Here is a 23904-nt window from a genome sequence, read left to right as displayed (position 1 = left end):
GAAACATGCTGTCCTTTCTATTTCGTTCTATTTCCCTTGGACTCGTTTCAGCGGCTCTGATTCTTCTCGCTTTTCCAAGCTTAAGACCAGCTATTGTTGCAGATGTCACTAACCCTAAAGTCGACAATATTGGCTCTCTTCAGATTTCATTCAATCAAGCAGTACGCCGCGCGGCACCTGCCGTGGTTAATATTTATAGCCGTAAATACGCCGAAGATGATCGTAACAAGCTACTGACTCAAGGTTTGGGGTCTGGGGTGATTGTTAGCGAGAAAGGCTACATCATTACCAACTTCCATGTTGTGGCTCAAGCAGACCAAATAGTTGTGGCCCTTCAAGATGGCCGAGTAGCAGCAGCGCAACTTGTCGGCTCAGACAAACGCACCGATATCGCGATACTGAGAGTCAGCGGTGACAACCTACCAGTAATCCCATTAAACCCAAGCTACAAAGCCAATGTTGGTGATGTGGTACTGGCGATAGGTAATCCATATAACCTAGGTCAAACAACAACCTTTGGTATCATCTCTGCAACTGGCCGCTCTTCGATCAGTGCTGATGGTCATCAAGCCTTTATCCAGACCGATGCAGCAATCAATGAAGGTAACTCAGGTGGTGCACTGGTGAATTCACAAGGTGAGCTAGTCGGTATCAATACCGCCTCTTTCCAACAAGCTACCGACATGGAAACCTATGGGATCTCATTCGCTATCCCCTATCCGCTTGCTAATAAAATCATGGAGAAGATCATCGCCGATGGCCGTGTAATTCGTGGTTATATCGGTATCGATGGACAAGACATCAACTCTGTCACCTCACGCATGTTGGGTACTAAGAATATCGGCGGTATTGTTGTGTTAGGTATCGATCCAAATGGCCCCGCTGCGGATGCCGGTTTTGAAGCTCAAGACATTATTGTAAGTATCAATAATAACCAGGTAAATGGTCGTCAGAGTGTGATGGATACTGTTACTGATTTGCGTCCAGGTACCGAGATTGATGTGGGAATCTTACGCCAAGGTGAAAACAAAACCCTCAAAGTGACAATTGCTGAAGATACTCGCCTGTAGAACAAACGCTGTTAGCAGTGGTTCAAGCTGCTAGATTTAAGCTGCTAATAAACAAATACAAAAAACCCAGCTCACAGGCTGGGTTTTCTTTTATCTAAAGATAGTATCAGGTATCTCTACGATTCACTTGGCTCTTCGATATCGATGCGAGTCACTCGCTGTAAACCTCTTGGTAGTAGGCCACCACGGCGACCACGTTCACCACGGAAGTTTTCAAGGTCAGCAGGCTTCAAGCCAAGCTTGCGTTTACCGGCGTAGATAGTCAGCGTCGCATTCTCTGGGATAGCCATCAAGTGCGAGACAAACTCTTCACGCTCTTTTGCTTTCGCCGAAGGGATGTTGATGATCTTGTTGCCTTTACCCTTGCTCAACTGAGGTAGGTCTTTAATAGGGAACAACAACATACGGCCTTGGTTAGTAATCGCCAGAATCTGGTTACTATCTAAATCAGCAATCGGACTTGGCATCATCACTTCAGAAGCTTGTGGCAAGTTAACCAACGCTTTACCGCTCTTGTTCTTAGATAGCAGGTCGCTACCCTTACAAACAAAGCCATAACCTGCATCAGAACCGACTAACCATAATTGCTCATTCTCTCCCATCACCACTTGGCGAATAGAAGTACCTGGGCTGACGTTCAAGCGGCCTGTAATTGGCTCACCTTGGCTACGTGCCGACGGTAATGAGTGTGATTCAAGGGAGTAGCTTCGGCCATCACTGCCAAGGAACACCGCTTGTTGATTACTCTTACCCTTAGCGCTCGCTAGGAATTTATCACCTGATTTATAGTTCAAGCCTTCAGCATCAACCTCATGCCCTTTGGCATGACGAATCCAACCTTTTTCAGACAACACAACTGTGATTGGTTCGCTTGGTACTAAGTCACGCTCTGTTAGCGCTTTCGCTTCAGCACGCTCAATCAGAGGTGAACGACGATCATCGCCGTATTTATCCGCATCTGCTTGGATTTCTTTCTTGATCAGCGTATTCAAGCGACGCTCTGAACCGAGTAGCTTTTCAAGCTTTTCACGTTCAGCTTCAAGCTCTTCTTGCTCAGCTCGGATTTTAAACTCTTCTAACTTAGCTAAGTTACGAAGTTTAATATCAAGAATCGCATTAGCTTGAACTTCAGAAATGTTGAAACGGCTCATAAGGACAGGACATGGTTCGTCTTCTGTACGAATGATCTCAATCACTTCATCGATATTAAGATAAGCAGCAAGTAAGCCTTCTAAGATGTGCAAACGTGCCAGTACTTTATCTAAACGGTACTGCAAACGACGACGAACTGTTGTGCGGCGGAACTCGATCCACTCTTTCAGGATTTGAACTAAGCCTTTAACCTGAGGACGGTTATCTAAACCAATCATGTTCAAGTTAACGCGGAAGTTTTTCTCTAGATCCGTCGACGCAAACAGGTGACTCATCAATTGATCACAATCGATACGATTCGAACGAGGAACGACAACGATACGCGTTGGGTTCTCGTGATCAGATTCATCGCGCAAGTCGTCAACCATTGGCAGCTTCTTAGCGCGCATCTGGTTAGCAATTTGCTCAAGTAACTTTGCACCTGACACTTGATGAGGTAAAGCCGTGATAACAATATCAGAACCTTCCTTGTGCCAAACCGCGCGCATCTTGATGCTACCACGTCCAGTACGGTAGATCTTTTCGATATCCGATTTCGGAGAGATAATCTCAGCTTCTGTCGGGTAATCTGGACCTTGAATGAAACCCATCACATCTGAAAGCTCAGACTTAGGCGTATCAATTAGGTGAATGGCTGCATTAGCGACTTCACGCACGTTGTGTGGTGGAATATCGGTCGCCATACCTACCGCGATACCCGTGATACCGTTAAGCAGGATATGTGGAAGACGAGCAGGCAACATTTGAGGCTCTTTCATCGTGCCATCAAAGTTTGGTTGCCAGTCAACAGTGCCTTGACCTAACTCGCCCAGCAGAACTTCAGCAAACTTAGACAGTTTTGCTTCGGTATAACGCATTGCAGCGAACGATTTCGGATCATCAGGTGCCCCCCAGTTACCTTGACCATCTACCAATGGGTAGCGGTAAGAGAACGGCTGCGCCATCAATACCATCGCTTCGTAACAAGCAGAGTCACCGTGTGGGTGATACTTACCTAATACGTCACCAACGGTACGTGCTGATTTTTTGTATTTCGATGCAGCCGATAACCCCAGCTCAGACATCGCATAGATAATACGACGCTGTACTGGCTTCAAGCCGTCACCGATATACGGCAATGCACGATCCATGATCACGTACATTGAGTAATTTAAGTAGGCATCTTCGGTGAACTTGCGCATTGGCAGCTGTTCAACACCATCATATGTAATTTCGTTAGACATCCATTATACCTCGGCCATATCACCGTTAGTCTGTAGCCATGTACGGCGATCATCTGCACGTTTCTTACCAAGCAGCATGTCCATCATCTCGTTAGTCGCTTCGCTGTCATCAATCGTTAACTGAACAAGGCGACGAGTGTTTGGATCCATGGTGGTTTCACGCAACTGAAGTGGGTTCATTTCACCCAGACCTTTGAATCGTTGCACGTTGATCTTGGCTTTCTTCTGCGATAGTCGCTCAAGCACACCGTCTTTCTCTGCGTCATCGAGTGCGTAGAACACTTCTTTACCGCAATCGATACGATACAGAGGAGGCATTGCCACATAGATATGGCCCGCTTCAACCAAAGCATGGAAATGGCGAGTAAACAATGCACATAACAGTGTCGCGATATGAAGACCATCCGAGTCCGCATCGGCAAGAATACAGATCTTACCGTAACGCAGGCCTGATAAGTCATCGTTGTCCGGGTCGATACCCAGAGCTACCGAGATATCGTGCACTTCTTGCGAAGCCAATACTTGGTCTGCCGACACTTCCCACGTATTTAGGATCTTACCGCGAAGTGGCATCACCGCTTGGAACTCACGGTCACGCGCTTGTTTAGCAGAACCACCCGCCGAGTCCCCTTCCACGAAGAAGATTTCAGTACGGCTTAAATCTTGAACCGAACAATCCGTTAGCTTACCCGGCAGTGCTGGGCCTGAGGCGATTTTCTTACGCACAACCTTTTTGCTTGCGCGCATACGGCGGTGGGCATTCGCAATACAAGCTTCTGCCAACTGTTCTGCCAGTTGTGGCTTTTCGTTCAGCCACAGGCTAAAGGCATCTTTTACCACACCAGAAACAAACGCAGCGGTTTGACGCGAAGACAAGCGTTCTTTTGTTTGACCTGCAAACTGCGGATCTTGCATCTTCACCGATAGTACGTACGAACAGCGATCGAAAATATCGTCGCCAGTTAGCTTAACGCCGCGTGGTAACAAGTTCCGGAATTCACAGAACTCACGCATTGCATCAAGCAAACCTTGGCGAAGACCGTTTACGTGTGTACCACCTTGTTTAGTCGGTACTAAGTTCACATAACTCTCGGTGATCATATCACCGCCTTCTGGCTGCCAGATGATCGCCCAGTTTGCCATTTCGGTTTCAGCAACGAATTCGCCAACATAAGGTTCTTCAGGCAGCAAGGTATAACCTTTCACGCCTTCGGAAAGGTAATCTTTTAGGCCATCTTCATAGAACCATTTATGCTCTTCGCCACCGACTTTGTCGATAAAGGTAATTTCTAAACCTGGGCAAAGCACTGCTTTTGCACGTAGATTGTTAATCAAACGAAGTGTCGAGAATTTAGGGCTATCAAAGTACTTAGGATCAGGCCAGAAATGTACTGATGTACCACTGTTACGATGACCACAAGTGCCCGTTACAGTAAGCTCTGTTACTGCATGACCGCCTTCAAGTGCGATCTCGTGAACCTGACCTTCTCGGCGTACGGTCACTTCAACACGTTTTGACAGCGCGTTTACTACCGAGATACCTACACCGTGCAGACCACCAGAGAACTTGTAGTTGTTGTTCGAGAATTTACCACCAGAGTGGAGCTTTGTTAAAATCAGCTCAACACCTGAGATCCCTTTTTCTGGGTGAATATCGACAGGCATACCACGGCCGTCATCGGTAACTTCTAACGATTGGTCTGCATGAAGCACAACTTTGATTTTCTTAGCGTGTCCCGCTAATGCTTCATCGACCGAGTTATCAATGACTTCTTGGGCAAGGTGGTTAGGTCTTTCTGTCTCGGTATACATTCCTGGGCGGTGTCGCACAGGATCGAGACCTTCAAGTACCTCGAGGTCTTTTGCATTATATTGTTCAGTCATAATACGGAGTTTACTCAAAAAGTTTGCGTCAGTTCGCTGGCTCCAGTTTCACTAAAGCAGAATCATTACTATGAACCGTCATAGTAGAGCGAACGAGCGAAGTATTGGGGAATATAGTCTGGAAGCTGAGTAATGATGTCAAGCTAGTTCAAAAACTAAGACATCAAACTATGATATTTCACCATTGATAGATGAAATAACAGGCAAACAAGAGAAAATCACTTGGTTGGTGGAACAGATTAAAGATTTAGAAAGGTGATGATTTGTTGTGGGTAGCGTTCAAAATCAACAAAGCTATGATCCCCGCCCTCTTCTACTGTCTGTGTTGCACCTTGGTACTTCTCTACCGCTTGTCGGTAATCCAGAACTTCGTCTTCCGTTTGCTGAAGTAACCAGAAGTCGCTCGGCTTAGCGATAGCCGAAACCTCTAACGCCTTCAGTTCATCAATATGTTTTGTTTCCAGTACATATCGTTCATCTGTGTATGGGTTTACTTGTTCACCTAAATAGTCAGCAAGAAGCTCATACGGCTTCACTGCAGGGTTTACAACCACCGCTTTAAAACCATAGTGGCTATTCAGCCATGTTGAAAGATAGCCACCTAGTGAGCTACCGACCAACGCTATCTGATATTGCTCTTTGTATTGCTCCACCAGCTGTTGCAAATGAAGTGCCGCTTGCTTAGGGAAACTCGGCAGTTGAGGCGTTACGACTTTAATATCAGCGCGATGCTCCGCACAGTAATCTGCCATCACATTCGCTTTATGAGAACGTGATGAACTGTTAAACCCGTGAATATAGAGAAGCAGCGATGGCTTAGTCGCTTGCTGATTAGAGCCTAACATCAATAACAACCTTCATTAATAACCAGCGGCTTCAAAATCAGGCAAGAACTGCCCATGAGGCAAACGACGAACTTGCGTGCTGACCGTTCCGTCTTGATGTAATTCAATCTCTCTCCAGCCCGGAGACAAAGTATCTACCGCGAAGTCATCTGAGTTAGGTTTGAATTGCACACAAGTCGACGGTGTTGCCATGACTTGTACACCATAATGATCTCGATTCATGTCTTGATGAACGTGACCACACAATACTGCTTTGACATTGGTGTGCTGTTGAACCACATCCCAAAATTGATCGGCGTCTTTTAGGTTATGCTGATCCAACCATGCACTGCCAACCAGCAATGGATGGTGATGCAATAGAACCAAAGTATTACGTTCAGGGAATTCCGTCAGCTTTTGTTCTAACAGATCAAGCTGTTGATCGCTAAGGCGACCATGAGGCACACCAACCACCTGCGAGTCTAGCATCACCATCTGCCAGTTATCGCCTAGCAAGACATGCTCAACACACTGTATTTGTGGTGATGGTAAAACACTGCCCATATTAGGCTTAAAGTCATGGTTCCCTGGCAGCCAATAGCATGACTTTTCCAAAGGTTGAATCCCTGACTCAAATTTCTGGTACGACTCAGCACTGTGATCTTGAGAGATATCACCGGTTGCTAAAATCGCTTGATAGTCAAAACCCTGACTAACAATGCCATCGACTACAGCACGAAAGCTATCTTGAGTGTTGATGCTTAATAAGCTGCCATTGCTCGGCGCAAACAAATGCGTGTCCGTTAGCTGCACAAGCTTAATAGTGCTCTCATCAAATTTTGAAGTGTGTGATAATTCCAAAATAACAAATCCAGATACGTTACTGTTTAGACTTTAAAAGTGTTGATAAATAGGCTCAATTAAAAGGTAATTGGGGTTCGGCTGATACCCGTTTTTAAACAAAACGTTAACCATTCCCCAAGAAATTTATTCAATTGAAATTTCTCGTCCTTTTGCAGAAGCTTAGTGTTGGGATAGTCATATTTCGCTTTGACTCTTGAAAAATCCCCGCTAGCGCACACTTCTGCAACTCGAGCGTCGTGATATAGCCTGACAGACATTTTTGGCAAAGGAAACACTGGCATCGCGTCACTCTGACATATATCTATTAATGTGGTGTATTTTGTGACCTCATTCACTGTCAATTGATACACCATATTAACGGCTTGGTAACAGCGAACGTCACCAACTTCATGCCCAACCGGTAACAAAGCGTTCAGTTTGGCATAGTTCGTCTCGTAAACTCGCATCAATTCAGCAAGATCAACATGATACGGTTTCTTGACTGCTATATTTGGCATGACGTTAATCTATCCACTCTGACTGTAATTCTTGGTAGTTCAATTGTAGCCACTGTAGCGCAATGATCGTGGCTCCATTTTCAAACACACCGTCTTTTACCAACTGATAAGCAGTTTCACGACTCATCACTTGTACGCGAATGTCTTCACCTTCGTAGTCCAATCCGTGTACCCCTTTGGCTGTCGTTGCATCAACACAGCCAACAAAGACGTCAAGCTTTTCTGAGCAACCACCAGATGAAGGGTAATACGAAGTAATAGGCAACACAGATCCGACTTCGACCCCGGCTTCTTCCATCGCTTCACGACGAGCGACATCTTGTGGTGATTCATCGGTATCAATGATCCCAGCAACAATTTCGTATTGCCATGGGGTCTCATGCTCTAGAGCACCGACACGGATCTGTTCGACGATCACAACTTCGTCACGCACAGGATCATAAGGTAGCAAAGCAGCAGCATGTCCACGCTCAAACATCTCACGCTCTATTGGTTGGCTCCAGCCGCCCTCAAACAGTCTATGTTTAAATGTGTACTTAACCATTTTGAAAAAACCACGAAACAGCGTCTCTTTTGAGACTATTTCCACATCTTGCGGAGTAAACTCATGTCGTTGATTGTCATACTGTTGCATTTGGTACCTCACTAAGTGATCTTTATAGTTTACTCATTGTCCGAGTTAACTACCAAGGATAAGGTTCAACTTTTTATATAAAATTTATAATTAAAGTTAAGTTTTAAAAAATAAATATTGCACAAGTGGACAGTTAACTGTAAAAAAGTGCAAAGTTTCGAGTAAATTACCACCAAACTGGGTTAAACTCTTTTAAAGAAAATTCCATAAAAGGCAGGAATAGGAAAATGAAAAAACTGCTTCCACTATTTATCAGTGCAGCAATTGGCAGCCTGAGTTCGTCAGCTTTTGCTGATACGCTAGCTGAAGTTTACGACCAAGCAAAACAGAACGATCCACAACTTCTTCGTTCAGCAGCGCAGCGCGATGCCGCTTTTGAAGCAGTAACGTCAAGCCGTAGTGATTTGCTACCACAAATTAACCTAACAGCAAACTACGACATTAATCGTGGTGATCGAGATACATCAGGTGTTGGTAATTCAAGCATTGATAACAACACTTGGGGAGCTGCTATCGGCTTCAGCCAAGAGCTTTATCAGCGCTCTTCATGGATCACACTAGATACGGCAGAGAAAACCGCTCGTCAATCTGATTCAGCTTACGCGGCAGAACAACAAGCCTTGATTCTTCGTGTTGCGACAGCATATTTCGAAGTACTTCGCGCTCAAGATAACCTAGAATTTGTTCGTGCAGAGAAAGCAGCAGTTGCTCGTCAACTAGAGCAAACTAAACAGCGTTTTGAAGTAGGTCTTTCAGCAATCACCGATGTACATGATGCGCAAGCTCAGTACGATGGCGTTTTGGCTGATGAAGTTCTTGCAGAGAACGACCTAACGAATAGCTACGAAGGTCTACGTGAGATTACAGGTCAGGAACACTCTAACCTAAGCATCCTAGATACTGATCGTTTCTCAGCAAGCAAATCTTCTGAGTCTGCTGTTGCGCTTGTTGAACAAGCAGAACAAAAGAACCTTAGCTTATTGGCTGCACGTATCTCTCAAGACGTAGCAAAAGACAACATCTCTCTAGCAAGCTCTGGTCACCTACCAAGCTTAACACTAGATGGTAGCTACGCTCTTTCAGATCAATCAAACAGCACCCAAGATTACGACCAAGACAACCTAAACATTGGTTTGAACTTAGTTGTACCTCTATACACGGGTGGCAACACAACTTCATTGACTAAACAGGCTGAATACAACTACGTTGCAGCAAGTGAAGATCTAGAAGCGACTTACCGTAGCGTTGTAAAAGACGTACGTGCGTTCAACAACAACATCAGTGCTTCGATCGGTGCGCTACGCGCTTACGAACAATCTGTAGTTTCTGCTCAATCAGCTCTAGAAGCGACAGAAGCAGGTTTTGATGTGGGTACTCGTACTATCGTTGACGTACTAGATTCAACTCGTCGTCTATACGATGCGAACAAAAACCTTTCAGATGCTCGTTACAACTATATCCTAAGTGTACTTCAGCTTCGCCAAGCGGTTGGTACGCTAAGCGAACAAGACATCGTTGATGTAAACGCAGGTCTAAAAGTAGCAAGTAAGTAATTCAGAATTACTTAAGTTACAAAAATGCCGCTCATTGAGCGGCATTTTTATTATCTATTCAAAAGCTAGCATAGAAGCTAAAAGACCGAAGGTTAGCCTCGGCCACCTTTAATCGCTTTAATGATTTCAGTGGTAGAGCAACCATCTTCAAAATTAAGTACTTTCACTTCACCACCAGCAGCAATCACTTCCGCACCACCAGCGATCTCTTCAGGTTTGTAATCACCACCTTTAACAAGAATGCTTGGCAATACCTCAGAGATTAAACGTTGAGGAGTATCTTCAGAGAATGGTACAACCCAATCAACCGCACCTAAGCCAGCCAATACCGCCATACGACGATCAGTTGGATTCACAGGACGACCTGGACCTTTCAAACGTTTTACTGATTCATCAGTATTAACCGCAACGATCAAACGATCGCCCAACTCAGCAGCATGATTCATGTAAGAAACATGCCCAGCGTGCAGAATATCAAAGCAGCCATTGGTCATAACCACTTTCTCGCCTTTCGCACGAGCACGCTTCACCGCTTCAACCAGTGCTGCTTCAGAGATAACGCCGTAGTCTGTATCTTGGCTACCGTGAATCGCTTCCGCTAATTCTATCGTAGACAGTGTCGATGTACCTAGCTTACCAACAACTACACCAGCAGCCGCATTCGCTAATGCACACGCTTCATCCAGAGGTTTACCAGCAGCAACAGAAGCAGCCAGGACAGAGATAACCGTATCGCCGGCACCTGTGACATCGTACACTTCCTTGGCTTGAGTCGGTAAGTGGAACGGTGCCTGACCTTTACGCAGCAGAGTCATACCGTTCTCGCTGCGAGTCACCAACAAAGCTTCAAAATCATATTTTTCGATCAAGGCAATGCCCTTCTCGATAAGGTCTTCTTCTGATTTAACTTTACCTGCAACTAGCTCGAACTCCGCCATATTTGGCGTAAGCAAAGTCGCACCACGGTAGCGCTCTAAATCCGCGCCTTTTGGATCGATGAATACTGGAACATTCGCTGCGCGTGCTTTTTGAATGAAGCTCTGTACATGCTCTAATGCACCCTTCGCATAATCTGACAAGATAACCGAACGGACATTTGGCAGTGCTTGCTCCATGCGAGACAGAATAAGCTCTGGATTAGTGTTTTCAAATTTGTCTTCAAAATCAAGACGAATCAACTGCTGACCACGGCTCATCACTCGTAGTTTTGTGATGGTTGGATAGTCTTCTAACTCAACGAAATCACACTTAACCTTTAGTGCGCCCAAAGTGTTTTTTAACACCTCGGCGGGTTCATCTTTACCAGTTAAACCAACAACATGAGCATGACCACCAAGAGAGGCAATGTTCATTGCAACGTTGGCAGCACCACCTGGACGCTCTTCGTTATTTTCTACTTTTACAACGGGTACAGGTGCTTCTGGTGAAATACGGCCAGTTGGACCATACCAGTAACGATCAAGCATGACGTCACCGACAATAAGAACACCTGATTGGCTGTAGTCAGGTAGAATTGGTTTCATTGTTGAGCTCCAAAAATCGAATCTGGCTAGAGTCTAGCACACTGATTACAGTGGCTAAACCTTAGAAAAATGAGTAAAGCCTACCTCGATAGGCACTGTGATAGCTAAGCAAAAGACAAGCTACGCTTCCATCCACTGCTTCCATGCTCGAACCACGTGTTCTCTTTCCATTTCAAACTTATTAATTGCCACATCCGCATCAAGATTGAGTAGATTGCGGTGGTGGATTTCATCTCTTAACGTTGTATAAGCATGGGTTAATGCCATGCCTTGTTGCTCGTCCATAATCCCTTGTGACAGCAGGCTTTCAAAGATTCGTACATTATCACACCAACGAGTAAGCTTTGGCTTCTCATTGCTGTACCGAAGGACTAAATATTGCGCCAAAAATTCGATATCGGTAATACCACCCGCATCTTGTTTGAGCATGAATCGATCGGTTTTTTTGCCGCCTAAATGGCCGCGCATCTTTTCACGCATATCTACAACTGACTTTTTGAGTGTCGCCTCATCACGCGCCAAGCACAGAACCTCATGACGCGTTTTGTTAAATGCCGCAGCCAATAAGTCATCGCCATAAATCATGCGAGCGCGAGTCAAAGCTTGATGCTCCCACGTCCACGCATCATTGTGCTGATACTCATCAAAGGCATCAGTTGGACTAACCAACAAACCAGATGCACCAGAAGGGCGTAGACGAGTGTCGACTTCGTACAGAATGCCAGAAGCGGTTCTGGTCGAGAAAATATGAATAATACGCTGTGCCAACCTCAGATAAAATTGGCGTCCATCGATCTCTTTCTTACCATCAGTATAGATGTGTACCGGGCAGTCGTGCATAAACACAATGTCTAAGTCTGAGTTGTAGCCAAGCTCCCAACCACCGACCTTACCGTAACCAACAACCGCAAAACCGCGACCTTCGCGATCTTTAACATGAGTAGGCTCACCAAACTTGGCCGATACTTGTAACCAAGCTTGATTGACCCCCGCCTCAACAATCGCTTCGGCTAAGTAGGTCAAGTGATCACTGACCTTCATGACAGGTAGAGCGCCCGCTATATCCGCGGCTGCAATTCTCAGGATACAGGTCTGCTTAAACTGGCGCAGGCCTTCCATCTGTTGCTCCATATCATCTTCAGGGATACGGGCTAGGTAATCACGCAGCTCTGTTTTATACGACTCCAAAGGCACTGGGTTGTAGAGTTGCTGAGGGTCGATAAGTTCATCTAACAGAATTGGGTAACGACCCAATTGCTCGGAGATCATCGGGCTAGCGGTACATAGGCGTACAAGCTGAGTCAACGCGGCAGGGTGCTCATCTAGTAGTTCAAGGTAAGTGGTACGGGTAACGATTTTATGCAGTAGATGCAGTACTCGAGACAAACCAAACTCGGCATCCTTAGCAGTGTACAGTGCTTGAAACACTTTCGGCATCAATCGATTGAGGACTTCACGGCCGCGTGGGCCAAGGGTCTTCTTAGCCAAATCGGCTTTAAATTGAATAATCGTTTTCGCGGCTTCCGGTGGGTTAGCAATCGCAATATCATGCTCCAGAACATGTTCAATCACATCTGGCTTATGGGCCATATCCCACAGTTCACTAAAGTGACTCGCGATCGGGTTGGCGTCATCTTCATCAACCCCAATCAGATCTTCGAACACGGTATGTACATTGGCCATATGAGCACGAGTTGCCTCAATCAAACTATCCCAATCAGTGAATTGCATTGCGACAGCGAGTTGCAACTGTTCGAATTCACCGTCAGGTAAGGTTTGAGTTTGCTTGTCGGCCATTGCTTGCAACAGGTTCTCAAGGCGACGCAAAAACAGATAAGCCTCACGTAAGTGCCCTACCTCTTCTGCCTCTAACAGATGAAGTGATTCAATCGCGCTTAAGGTTTCCAGTAACCCTCGACCACGAAGGCTCGGTTCACGGCCACCACGAATCAATTGGAATACTTGTGCAATGAATTCCACTTCGCGAATCCCACCAGACCCCAGCTTGATGTTGTTTGATAATCCACGACGACGTACTTCGCTGCTTATCATCGACTTCATACGACGCAAAGATTGAATCGCACTGAAATCGATATAACGACGGAATACAAATGGGCGCAGCATCTGGCGGAGCTCTTGGTATTCAGGGTACATTTCGCTGCCCATCACTCGCGCTTTAACCATCGCGTAGCGTTCCCAATCGCGACCTTGCTCTTGGTAGTAATCTTCCAGTGCCGCATAGCTCATCACAAGTGGACCACTCTCACCAAATGGACGTAAACGCATGTCGACTCGATAACAGAATCCATCGAAGGTTTGCTGATCGAGCGCCTTGATAATACGTTGCCCAAGACGGGTGAAGAACTGCGCGTTGGCGATACTTCGTCTTGCACCCTGGGTTTCGCCATTTTCAGGATAGGTGAAAATCAGGTCGATATCAGAAGAGAAGTTGAGCTCACCGCCACCTAGCTTACCCATGCCAATGATCAGCATCGGCTGCGCTTCACCCTGTTCATTGCATGGTGTGCCCCACTCTTTACAACAAATATCGTACTGCCATTGATAGGTCTCGAAGATCATCGCCTCAGCTAACATCGATAGGTGACTTAAGCTCTGTTCTAACTCCCATGAGCCCATAAAATCACGCCACGCAATATAGGTCATTTCTCGATTGCGAAATTGACGCAGCACGCGCTGACCACTCATTTCATCAGCACAACCAGAAAGTAATCCAGCCAGTCGCTCTCGGTACCCTTCAGCACGCTCTGCACATGCCAACATATCAGGTAAATCACCACATAAAACCGTATCACGCTGCAGGCAATCACCAATAAAACAGCTTAAACCGAGTACACGTTTAAGCTCCTCAGTCTGTTGCTCAGACCAAGTATTGATGGCTTCACTTTGATGCTCTAATAATTGCTCAAAAGCAGACTGTGAGTGAGTGACGAGTTGAGAAGGCAATGGCATGTTTCTTCCTTGTATAAGCTGCGCGACGAACGTTCGGGTTATCGGTTCGAGTCTTCATAAAACTAAAGATAAGTTATACCAAAGTTACGCCAATAAAAAACGCCCACATTAGCAATGTGGGCGTTTTATCGGTTAACTTAGCGAGTTAGGCCTTTCTCTCTAGAAAACAGGCTCTAGCAATAAGGATTTAGAGAACATGACTAAACCTTAAATTGCTTAATCTTACCGTCGAGTTCTTGTGCGTTGCTTTCCATAAGCTGAGAGGTCTCCAACAGCTCACCAACAACCACAACTGAAGCTTCGACAAGCTCACGAACATTGGTCAGGTTGACACTCATCTCTTCTGCAACGCTGCTCTGTTGACCTGCAGCGGTCGCGATCTGGAAGTTCATATCATTAATTTGGTTTACTTGGCTTACGATACCATCAAGCTCAGAGCCTGCATTGGTCACAAGGTCCACACCTTCAGCCGCTTCAACAACACTCTTCTCCATCAGCTCTACCGCAGAATTAGCACTGCTTTGTAGGTGACTGATCATGTCTTGAATCTCGACAGTCGCTTGCTGAGTACGCTGTGCAAGGTTACGAACCTCATCGGCAACAACCGCAAAACCACGACCTGCTTCACCTGCACGCGCCGCTTCAATCGCAGCGTTCAATGCTAATAGGTTTGTTTGTTCTGAAATGCCTTGGATAGTACCAACCACACTGCCAATTGAGTCAACGCGCTCTTCAACTTGGTTTACCGCTGCTGCAGATGCTGCGATATCTGAAGATAACTCACTCATCTTAGAAACAGACCCTTGAACGAACTTCTGACCAGTAAGAGCTTGGCCTGATGCCTGTTCCGTCAATGAAGAAGCGCTTTGCGCATGCTCAGCAACAGTTTGTACCGTAGAGGTCATCTCACTCATTGCTGTTGCCAGCTGATCAATCTCATTGAACTCTTCTTGAGCTGATTCTTTGGTTTCAGACATGCTGATGGTCATCACTTCCGTCAGAGCAAACAGTTCATCAGAAGAGGCCACCTGAGTTTTGATCATGTCGTTCAGTTGAACGCGAGTTTTTTCAAGTTCGCGTGCCACATCGCCATATTCATCTTTACAATCCATTTGAATCGGCACTGATAAGTTCTTGTCGGCCATGGTTTTAATGGCGTCATTAAGGTATTGAGTCTGGCGCAACATAACGCGCGCCGCTGCTAATAGAAGAACCACAAACACAATAATCATCAAGGCTGTTTGCCAAGCCACTTGAACTAAGTAAGTCTCGTAATGCTGTTGTGCGACTTGCGCATTGTTGGTTACAGCAAGCAATGAATCGTAAAACGTACTTGCGTCCCATAGCTGCTTCGAAATGATCAAGATTGTACTGAATATCATCAACATGACCATTTTTGGAACGAGACGAACGTCAGAGATTATCCTTTCCCACGGCTTGAATGACAGTTTAGTCATTGTCAGTTCTCCATTAATTCTTATATATTGATGGCTTCTATATCCGCGAGGTGGCTATGTCAGTCAAAGTTCGCGATTTATTTTGAGCCTCGTATGAATGTTGAATAATACCAAAGACGCCACCAAGCCGATGAGCTTATTGTCACTGATTCTCTCTTTCTTAGCGTTATTTGTGATCTCAGGCTTATTGTTCGTACCGATCGACAAAGAATCGAAACAAGTCCTTATCGGCCTCGATTTTATAATCTGTAGTGTTTTTCTTTTTCAGCTCACAATTGATCTATTCAGATCACAAAACAAAAAAGAATATCTAAAAGTACACTGGATCGATTTCTTAGCAAGCATCCCAATGATCGAACCACTTCGTTTCGCTCGCATTTTTCAGATCTTACGTGTAATTCTTGTTCTTCGTTCGGGTAAACGAGTGTTAAGAGAGCTATTTCGCAATCGTAAAGAGACCACCCTCGCCTCGATTATATTGTTGCTGATCATTCTCCTGACCATAGGAGCTGGAACAATACTGCTGTTAGAGCACAAAGATCCCAACGCCAACATCACCACTGGACAAGATGCGTTATGGTGGGCTTTCGTGACCATCAGCACGGTGGGATATGGCGATCATTATCCCGTCACGAGCTCAGGAAAATTAGTTGCCTCTCTGGTGATCATTTGCGGTGTGGGTGTGTTTGGTATGATTTCAGGCTTGATTACTTCTTTGATCACCTCTCCAACTCACCATGAGAATCAACGAGCGGAAAACAAAGAGAAGCACCTTGAGAAGATCATTGAGCAACAACAGAAAATCCTTGAACGACTAGAAAAGCTCGAGCAACAAGCAAAAAAATAGGGCCGAAGCCCTATTTTCAAATTCATACTTATATTGATACAGGTGTTGAGTTTAGTCTTGCCAGTATGGCTCAACCTCAACACTGATTTGGCGTGTTTGTTCCATCGCATGCAGAATAGACACTTCTTGACGAGCCAACCAACGCTCTAGCTGAACCTTCTCGTCACCTTCCAACTTCTCAGTCAAAGGCTCTAATGTTTTAAGTGCCAGCAAGTCATCAATACCTTGCACCATATCGGCCCATGGCAAGCGGAAGCTGTTTCGTTCAGCGTCATCATATAAACTCGCGAAGCCAACACCAGAATACAGATTACGCATCAAACGGTATTGCTGTTCAATATACGCTTGGCTGGTCATCACTCGCTCTGGCGGGAAAGCTTCCATCAAGTCCGCCCATGTGCGATCGAGTTGCTGCACGGAAAACCATTCGATACCACGACCCATTTGTTCACGCGCTTTCTCATCTAAGAAAGGTTGCCAGCCACGAGACAAGATCCAGCGGCTCAGATCTAACAATAAACCAGTGTAACGAGCAGAGCTCAACAAGGTAAGCAGCTCTTCACGATCTGGCAGTTGCTCTTGCATCTCTTTAAGCTCAGCCACTAAGAACTTACGCGCATCGAGTTTACGTAGTACGTGTCCTTTATCTTCCAGCAAGTCTTCGAAATGGTCATAGCTTTTCAGCCAGTCGAGCTCTTGCTCAAGCCACTTCAACTCTTGACGTAAAATAGCACTCGCACGTCTTGGGACAATACCACCGTAGATAGTGAAGGTTTGACGAATAAAACTGAGCGAGTGGCTGATCTCATGTAACGCTTCAATAGATTGGCGTTCGGTGAAGATCTGCTCATGATAGTGCCAATGAGCGAGAGCGTGCTCTAAAGATTGAATGAAACACGATTCAACGGTATCACTTTTATCAGAATCAACTAAAGTCAAAGGAGTAACTTCATCTCCTTGATAACCTTGAGCAAGGCGGTAACCCTTAGCAGCTTTGCTTAGATTGCCCAAACGCATGCCACCTTGTTCGCAGAATTGGCGAGACAATGTAAATAGCGCATCCGTTTGACCGGATTTAAGTTCTAATTCGACTTCGCAAATCGGTTCTTGCAGGTCGCCTGATTCAACGAAGCCTTGGTCGAACGCGACCTCGACTTGACTGCCATCAGGCATGCCAATCAGCCACTGCTCACGCGTGAAGTTGGTCGAGAACAGAGGTGTCAATTCAGCTTGCAACGTTTCGATGTCTTTACCTGCTGGCCAGATATCCTCTGGATGCAAAGCTAGCTTAGGTTCGTTACTGTCGTGTTCTGCATTGTATTCAGGCCTTTGATGCAGGCCAGCAACCACACGACCTGCTGTCTTTACGGTTTGTACAAATACGTCATCAAAGCGTCGAATGCGTAAGCCGGTATCGTGCTTACGTAGCCAGTTGTCAGCGGTGTCAAAGTAGATGTTACCTAGCTCACGACAACTGTGCTGAAGTACTTTAGTTTCAGCAATTTTATTGCGTAAAGTCTCTGAAAATTCAGGAGAAACAAAAAACTTCAGTTCTATCTCGGTTTCCATAGTTATACCTTTCTGTGAAGATAGGGACAGGATATTGCCAATTTGAAAAGTCGGCAAGTCAGAAATATCGCCCTTATGATGATCTAAAACAGTTTTAATGAGAGATTGATTAGGTTAACATGCGCGACTTTGTAGCCATCGCTTAACATTTCACCATGAATATGGTGTATGTTGTTTTAAGGTTATTATTTATTAGGTTGGATGACCATGCCAGTAAATACAATTATGGGGTTATTTGCAAAGTCCCCAATTAAACCTTTGCAGCGTCACGTAGTATGCGTGAACGAATGTTGTTCTCACCTAGTTAATTTCTTTGAAGTTTCTTCAAAAGGTGACTGGGAAAAAGCATCAGAAATTCGAGCTCAAATTTCTCACCTTGAGAAAGAAGCTGACGTACTAAAACGTGAAATTCGCCTTAAACTTCCTCGTGGTTTGTTTATGCCAGTTGATCGCACCGATATGTTGGAGCTATTAACGCAACAAGACAAACTCGCAAACCTAGCGAAAGACATTGCTGGCCGTGTATATGGTCGTCAACTTGTCATTCCTGCTCCTATGCAAGAAAACTTCATCGCTTACGTTAAACGTTGTCTAGATGCAGCGAACCAAGCACAAAACGTAATCAATGAATTAGACGAATTACTTGAGACTGGCTTTAAAGGCCGTGAAGTAACACTCGTTGCCGAAATGATTCATCAATTAGATGTAATTGAAGATGACACGGATGCGATGCAGATCGAACTACGCCAACAACTAATGGCGATTGAAGGCGATCTGAATCCAGTTGATATCATGTTCTTATACAAAATTCTTGAATGGGTTGGTGGTATTGCAGATCAAGCACAGCGTGTAGGCGCTCGTCTTGAAGTAATGCTTTCTCGATCTTAAATCATACGTTAACCATATAACGAAGAGCATTTTTTGAACAAACCACTTATGCGCTGAGTATTTCTCTCGCTGAGCGGTTTTTTGCGTCTAAATTTGTTCCGCTTGTTATCAAACAACTAGGTATTACGATGGATATCCTTGCTAACTACGGCACTGTCCTGATTATTGTTGCAGCAGCTTTCGGTTTCTTGATGGCTATTGGTATTGGTGCAAATGACGTTGCGAACGCAATGGGCACCTCAGTAGGCTCTAAAGCTCTAACCGTTAAACAAGCGATCATTATCGCAATGATCTTTGAATTCGCAGGTGCTTACCTTGCGGGCGGCGAAGTAACAGACACGATCCGTAAAGGTGTTATCGAAACGTCTCTATTCGCTCATCAACCAGATGTACTTGTGTACGGCATGATGTCAGCACTTCTTGCTGCTGGTACATGGCTACTTCTAGCTTCTTACATGGGCTGGCCGGTTTCTACGACTCACTCAATCATCGGTGCAATCATCGGTTTTGCTTGTATTTCTGTAGGTACTGAAGCTGTAGACTGGAACAGTGTTCAAGGTATTGTGGGCAGTTGGATTATCACACCCGTTATTTCCGGCTTCTTCGCTTACGTGATATTTGTAAGTGCTCAACGACTGATTTTTGATACAGAGAACCCGCTATTCAACGCGAAGCGCTTTGTACCGGTATACATGTTCATCACAACGATGGTGATTGCACTTGTAACCATCAAGAAAGGTCTTAAACACGTTGGTCTTCACCTAAGCAACACTGAAGCATGGGTTTGGGCTGCTGGCGTTTCTGCGCTTGTTATGATCGGCGGTTACCTATACATCCAGAAGAAATTTGCTAACCGCGAAGAAGACCACGGCTTTGCCGGTGTTGAAGGCATCTTCTCGGTACTAATGGTTATCACAGCTTGTGCGATGGCATTTGCACACGGTTCAAACGACGTTGCGAACGCGATTGGTCCACTGTCTGCTGTTGTATCAACCGTTGAGCACATGGGTGAAATCACAGGTAAGAGTACTATCGCATGGTGGATTCTTCCTCTAGGTGGTTTCGGTATCGTTGTTGGTCTTGCAACAATGGGTCATAAAGTAATGGCAACCGTTGGTACTGGTATTACAGAATTAACACCAAGCCGTGGCTTTGCTGCACAACTTGCAACTGCATGTACGGTTGTACTAGCTTCAGGTACTGGCCTTCCAATCTCTACTACACAGACACTAGTTGGTGCAGTATTAGGTGTTGGTTTTGCTCGTGGTATCGCAGCACTAAACTTAGGCGTTGTACGTAATATCGTGGCTTCTTGGATTGTGACACTGCCTGCAGGTGCTCTACTTGCTGTTGTGTTCTTCTACGGAATTCAAGCTGCGTTTACTATGTAATCGCGACTGCGTTAGTGAATACTAGCGTCAGAATAGTGTGAGCTTCAGTAACGATATGTAAATGCCATGTCATTATTGACTCAAACGCACAGAAAGGGAGGCTTTGCCTCCCTTCTTTGTTGCACCGCATAAAGAAACTAAATATTATTTGCTGATTGAGGCTGACTCATACGCCTACCCAATTTGAATCGTTAAGGGATTTACTGTGAAAAAACTGATTAGCTTAGTTTTGTTCGCAATGCTTGCGGCTCCAGCTGCCTTTGCACAAGACCGTTATATTGCTGACAAACTATTTACTTATATGCATTCTGGCCCAAACAACACCTTCCGTATCATAGGTAGTGTTGATGCTGGTGAAAAGATTACATACCTACAAACTAACAAGAGTACAGGTTACACCCAAATTCAAGACAACCGTGGCCGTAAAGGTTGGGTTGAAAGCAAGTTTGTAAGCACAAAAGAAAGCATGGCACTGCGCATGCCTAAGCTAGAGAAAGAGCTGACAGAAGTTAAAGGCAAGCTAGCGAACGCTCGTCAGAGTGCTGACAGCGAAAAAGCTGGCCTAGCAAGCTCTCTAGATTCTCGTAACAAGCAGATTGCTGAACTAGAACAGAACTACAGTGAAATTAGCCAGCAGCTGACGAGCTCTCAAACAGAGAACCGTGAACTACGCGCTAAGCTAGACACTCAAAAAGACGACCTACTATTAAAGTACTTCATGTACGGTGGTGGTGTTGCGGGTATTGGTCTACTTCTTGGCCTTGTTCTGCCACACATCATGCCTCGTCGCAGAAAGTCACCAAACGGTTGGGCGTAGACTTAACGCTTGTATCAGGTACAGTAAATTCAGTATCGAATATCAAAAAGGAGCACCTAGGTGCTCCTTTTTATTTGTCTGTTATCTAAATACTTATAGAACTCGCTAGCCTTTCCATTCGTACAGAGCTGGGATTTCTATCTTCTGCTGATTGAACTCTATGATTACCGATTGTGGCTTAATCTCAAGTAATTGAATGTCTTGTCCAATCCAATCTCCTTGAGCCACTTCTTGGCCGTTCACTTTTACCCAACGCTTGGTTTCGCTACTCGAGTACATATGAGTTTGTAGGTCTAACTTAGGTAGCACTCCTGATAAGCTATTAGTGTGCGTTTCCAATTCAATGACCTGAGAACCTCTTTGCCCTGCAGGTCTAGAGTCCATCGGCTCAGGAGCGCTTTGTTGCTCACCCATGATAGATTCAAGCTTCAATGCTAAATCAGGTGGTAACTCACTGAGATCTAGCCCTTGCAGCAAATCACTATCCGATTGCAGAGCAGTGTTTTCATTGCTTACACCAGGCTGAACCTCAGGCTGAGCCAGTGACAGTTCTGATTCCTCTGACGTTCGAGCAATGCTCTCTGAGCTAGCCAAAGGCACAATAGATCCGCCTGCGACATTTGTACTTTCAGAGTCAACCTGTGCATACATCTCTTGACGTGGCAGAGCTTTCAAAGTTTGGCTAACTGGCGCAGGACGAACCACAAACAAGGGGTCATCTTTAACCTCTTCCACAGCATTCAAGTCTGCAGTATCCACATCAGAAATTTGAGATTCAATAACTGGCTGTGTTTGTGTATTAGGAAGCGTCGCGGATAATAGCTGAGGCGCAGTTTGATGTTGATTGTATGATTGATAAACCAAGGTACCGCCTACCAACAAAGAAGGCACAAGCAAAAGAAGTAACCCCATGGCTAACGACGAACCACGTTTGTTACTGATGCCCTTTGCCGAGTTCGGCACATGATGATTTTGGTAGCCTTTAAAGCTAGGTTTATTGATAGATGATTGTGTAACCGAAGACTGATTCAGCTCGTGCATAATGCGTGACATTAGCTTGCCCCTCCACTTAATGACATCAACTTCGGAGAATCAAGCTGAGCTAATCTTTGCAACCTTGCTAATGTTCGTTGACCTGCGATGCCGTCGACCGACATACTTTGCCAAGTTTGAAACGCTTCAACCTTCATTTTTAATTCGTAATCAAATACATCACTACCAGACACAACCTCTCCCAACACCTCAGAAAGCAACAAATCAAGCAAAGCCACAGCTTCACCTTGGTAACCCTCTTTCAGCGTCTCTCGCAGCGGCTGTTTCCAAATCGCGACATAATCACCCTGCCAGATCTGCTCTAGAGATTGCTTCGGCATGACTAAGAGTTTTTCGTTAACCAGTAGTTCGACAGAATCTTGTGATACGCCATAAAGCACCGCAAACACAGATTCTTGTTCTATGTCTAAGTTCAACACCACAGGAACGCCTAACTCAAGTAAATCATCCAAGCTAGATTGTTGCTGTTCACATACGAAAACACTTTGCGGCTCGCTTAGACATAAACCGTCTCGCAATGAAGACTGGTATCCCCAAAGGGTGTATAAATCCTTGATAGCCAGCGAGCGGTTAGTCCCTTGCATCAAGTGTTGTTGAATATGTGGTGGCAGCGCGAACTTGTCTGTTTCTGGCTCAGCAACAGCCTTAGGCATATCCACCACTAACGACCGCTGCATCTTGGCTGAGCTTACTGTTTGGGCTTCATTTGAAGGCTCGGTTGTTAACCATGAATCTATGTACGTTGGGGCAAAGTTAAAAGTTGCCATCGCAAGTGCGACACTCAAGGTAGCTGCACCAGCGTACTGAACGAGCTTTGGTATCGCGCTCGCTGCGCGAGGTTTATCGACATGGTAAACCTCGGCTTGAAACGCCATCACCTGCTGGCAGGCTTTATTGACCGTTTCATTGCTCGGTGTTTGCTCTCCATCATGAAAAGCTAACTGTAGGGCCTTGTCGCACACCAAGTTAATGAGCCTTGGAATACCATGAGTATATTGGGCGATCAGCTTAACGGAGCGATTCGAGAACAACATCTGCTCGCCACCTGCCGTCTCCAGACGAAACGCGATGTACTTACCGGTCTCTTCAATATTGAGAGGCAATAAATGATAACGCCCTGTAATACGCTGCGCCAATTGACGCAGTTGTGTAGTCTGCAAATGCTGTTGTAATTCAGGTTGACCAACCAACAATACTTTTAATAGCTTACGACTGTCGGTTTCCAAATTAGTTAAAAGGCGAAGCTGCTCCAACACATCGGCAGCAAGGTGTTGAGCTTCGTCTATCACCAATAAGGTTTGAATGCCCTCTGCATGGCTATCCAATAAGAAGTAGTAAATCGCCTGACTCAGCTGCTTCAAGGATGCTTGTTCTGGATACTCGACCTCAAACTCATCGCAGATAGCTTCAAGTAAATCCGTATTGGAAAACGTAGGGTTAAGTATAAGGCCAGCCTGAGTATGACGATCCAAAGAAGACAACATCGCCTTAGCAACCGTTGTTTTCCCTGTACCCACCTCACCAGTGAGCATTGCAAAGCCCCCACCTTCGCCTAAACCGGCTTGTAGGTTCTGCATCGCTTCTTGATGGCGTTGACTCAAAAACAAATAGCGAGAATTTGGTACAATCGAAAATGGCATCTCAACGAAGCCAAAATATTCCTTATACATGTGCTGCCCTATAATTAC

Annotated in this window: 18 protein-coding genes; 6 read left to right on the top strand and 12 right to left on the bottom strand. The window is 45.3% G+C overall.

The window, feature by feature from the left end:
* The first annotated feature begins 5 nt into the window (after nt 1–5).
* Entirely contained in the window at nt 6–1070 is a 1065-nt protein-coding gene (gene degS, locus CWO27_RS09675; RefSeq protein WP_102480615.1) for an outer membrane-stress sensor serine endopeptidase DegS, read from the top strand.
* A 116-nt stretch (nt 1071–1186) separates the two neighbouring features.
* Here degS and parC read toward each other — a convergent pair whose 3' ends face one another.
* From parC to nudF, 6 genes are all read right to left on the bottom strand, one after another.
* Nucleotides 1187–3445: a DNA topoisomerase IV subunit A gene (gene parC, locus CWO27_RS09670; RefSeq protein WP_048658018.1), complete on the bottom strand. Its 2259-nt coding sequence runs from the start codon at nt 3443–3445 to the stop codon at nt 1187–1189.
* A 3-nt stretch (nt 3446–3448) separates the two neighbouring features.
* Complete coding sequence (gene parE, locus CWO27_RS09665) at nt 3449–5329, bottom strand: DNA topoisomerase IV subunit B (RefSeq protein WP_107898913.1); 1881 nt, start codon at nt 5327–5329, stop codon at nt 3449–3451.
* A 239-nt stretch (nt 5330–5568) separates the two neighbouring features.
* A complete protein-coding gene (yqiA, locus tag CWO27_RS09660; protein WP_048658017.1) occupies nt 5569–6174 on the bottom strand; it encodes an esterase YqiA in 606 nt (201 codons plus the stop codon).
* A gap of 15 nt (nt 6175–6189) precedes the next feature.
* Nucleotides 6190–7014: a 3',5'-cyclic-AMP phosphodiesterase gene (cpdA, locus tag CWO27_RS09655; RefSeq protein WP_102432172.1), complete on the bottom strand. Its 825-nt coding sequence runs from the start codon at nt 7012–7014 to the stop codon at nt 6190–6192.
* 59 nt (nt 7015–7073) lie between these two features.
* Complete coding sequence (locus CWO27_RS09650; protein WP_004736016.1) at nt 7074–7514, bottom strand: DUF1249 family protein; 441 nt, start codon at nt 7512–7514, stop codon at nt 7074–7076.
* Between the two features lie 4 nt (nt 7515–7518).
* Nucleotides 7519–8148: an ADP-ribose diphosphatase gene (gene nudF, locus CWO27_RS09645; protein ID WP_048658015.1), complete on the bottom strand. Its 630-nt coding sequence runs from the start codon at nt 8146–8148 to the stop codon at nt 7519–7521.
* A gap of 227 nt (nt 8149–8375) precedes the next feature.
* Here nudF and tolC point away from each other — a divergent pair, with 227 nt between their 5' ends.
* Nucleotides 8376–9701, top strand: coding sequence for an outer membrane channel protein TolC (tolC, locus tag CWO27_RS09640; RefSeq protein ID WP_048658014.1), 1326 nt, complete (start codon nt 8376–8378; stop codon nt 9699–9701).
* A 92-nt stretch (nt 9702–9793) separates the two neighbouring features.
* On the opposite strand, the gene hldE is transcribed toward tolC, so the two are convergent.
* The 3 genes from hldE to CWO27_RS09625 form a co-directional block, all read right to left on the bottom strand.
* Nucleotides 9794–11224 carry a bifunctional D-glycero-beta-D-manno-heptose-7-phosphate kinase/D-glycero-beta-D-manno-heptose 1-phosphate adenylyltransferase HldE gene (hldE, locus tag CWO27_RS09635; protein ID WP_048658013.1) on the bottom strand — a complete coding sequence of 477 codons (1431 nt, stop codon included), beginning with the start codon at nt 11222–11224 and terminating at the stop codon, nt 9794–9796.
* A gap of 120 nt (nt 11225–11344) precedes the next feature.
* Nucleotides 11345–14194 carry a bifunctional [glutamate--ammonia ligase]-adenylyl-L-tyrosine phosphorylase/[glutamate--ammonia-ligase] adenylyltransferase gene (gene glnE / locus CWO27_RS09630; RefSeq protein ID WP_107898912.1) on the bottom strand — a complete coding sequence of 950 codons (2850 nt, stop codon included), beginning with the start codon at nt 14192–14194 and terminating at the stop codon, nt 11345–11347.
* Nucleotides 14195–14394: 200 nt separating this feature from the next.
* On the bottom strand, nt 14395–15651 hold the full coding sequence (locus CWO27_RS09625; RefSeq protein WP_048658011.1) for a methyl-accepting chemotaxis protein: 1257 nt from the start codon (nt 15649–15651) through the stop codon (nt 14395–14397).
* Between the two features lie 97 nt (nt 15652–15748).
* Between CWO27_RS09625 and CWO27_RS09620 the strand changes: the two genes are divergently transcribed.
* Nucleotides 15749–16498, top strand: a complete 750-nt coding sequence (locus tag CWO27_RS09620) for a potassium channel family protein (RefSeq protein ID WP_048658010.1) — start codon at nt 15749–15751, stop codon at nt 16496–16498.
* A 51-nt stretch (nt 16499–16549) separates the two neighbouring features.
* On the opposite strand, the gene CWO27_RS09615 is transcribed toward CWO27_RS09620, so the two are convergent.
* Nucleotides 16550–18067, bottom strand: a complete 1518-nt coding sequence (locus CWO27_RS09615) for a CYTH and CHAD domain-containing protein (RefSeq protein WP_107898911.1) — start codon at nt 18065–18067, stop codon at nt 16550–16552.
* Nucleotides 18068–18274: 207 nt separating this feature from the next.
* Here CWO27_RS09615 and CWO27_RS09610 point away from each other — a divergent pair, with 207 nt between their 5' ends.
* The 3 genes from CWO27_RS09610 to CWO27_RS09600 all read left to right on the top strand — a co-directional run bounded on the left by CWO27_RS09610 (nt 18275) and on the right by CWO27_RS09600 (nt 21163).
* Complete coding sequence (locus tag CWO27_RS09610) at nt 18275–18955, top strand: TIGR00153 family protein (RefSeq protein ID WP_010434644.1); 681 nt, start codon at nt 18275–18277, stop codon at nt 18953–18955.
* A 128-nt stretch (nt 18956–19083) separates the two neighbouring features.
* Complete coding sequence (locus tag CWO27_RS09605; protein ID WP_017061418.1) at nt 19084–20346, top strand: inorganic phosphate transporter; 1263 nt, start codon at nt 19084–19086, stop codon at nt 20344–20346.
* A gap of 205 nt (nt 20347–20551) precedes the next feature.
* Nucleotides 20552–21163, top strand: a complete 612-nt coding sequence (locus CWO27_RS09600; protein WP_019826861.1) for a TIGR04211 family SH3 domain-containing protein — start codon at nt 20552–20554, stop codon at nt 21161–21163.
* 105 nt (nt 21164–21268) lie between these two features.
* On the opposite strand, the gene CWO27_RS09595 is transcribed toward CWO27_RS09600, so the two are convergent.
* The gene (locus tag CWO27_RS09595; RefSeq protein WP_107898910.1) at nt 21269–22216 is read right to left on the bottom strand and encodes a general secretion pathway protein GspB; all 948 of its coding nucleotides are present in this window, start codon (nt 22214–22216) and stop codon (nt 21269–21271) included.
* Nucleotides 22216–23886 (bottom strand): ExeA family protein, encoded by a 1671-nt coding sequence (locus CWO27_RS09590; protein ID WP_181359710.1) that lies wholly within the window; start codon nt 23884–23886, stop codon nt 22216–22218. Before CWO27_RS09590 ends, CWO27_RS09595 begins: the two co-directional genes overlap by 1 nt.
* Nucleotides 23887–23904: the final 18 nt, after the last annotated feature.

Origin of the sequence: Vibrio sp. 10N.286.51.C3 (assembly GCF_003050065.1) — a bacterium.
GTDB classification, from domain to species: domain Bacteria; phylum Pseudomonadota; class Gammaproteobacteria; order Enterobacterales; family Vibrionaceae; genus Vibrio; species Vibrio crassostreae.
Note: the sequence above shows the minus strand (reverse complement) of the source record. Positions and strands in the feature narration are given on the sequence as shown.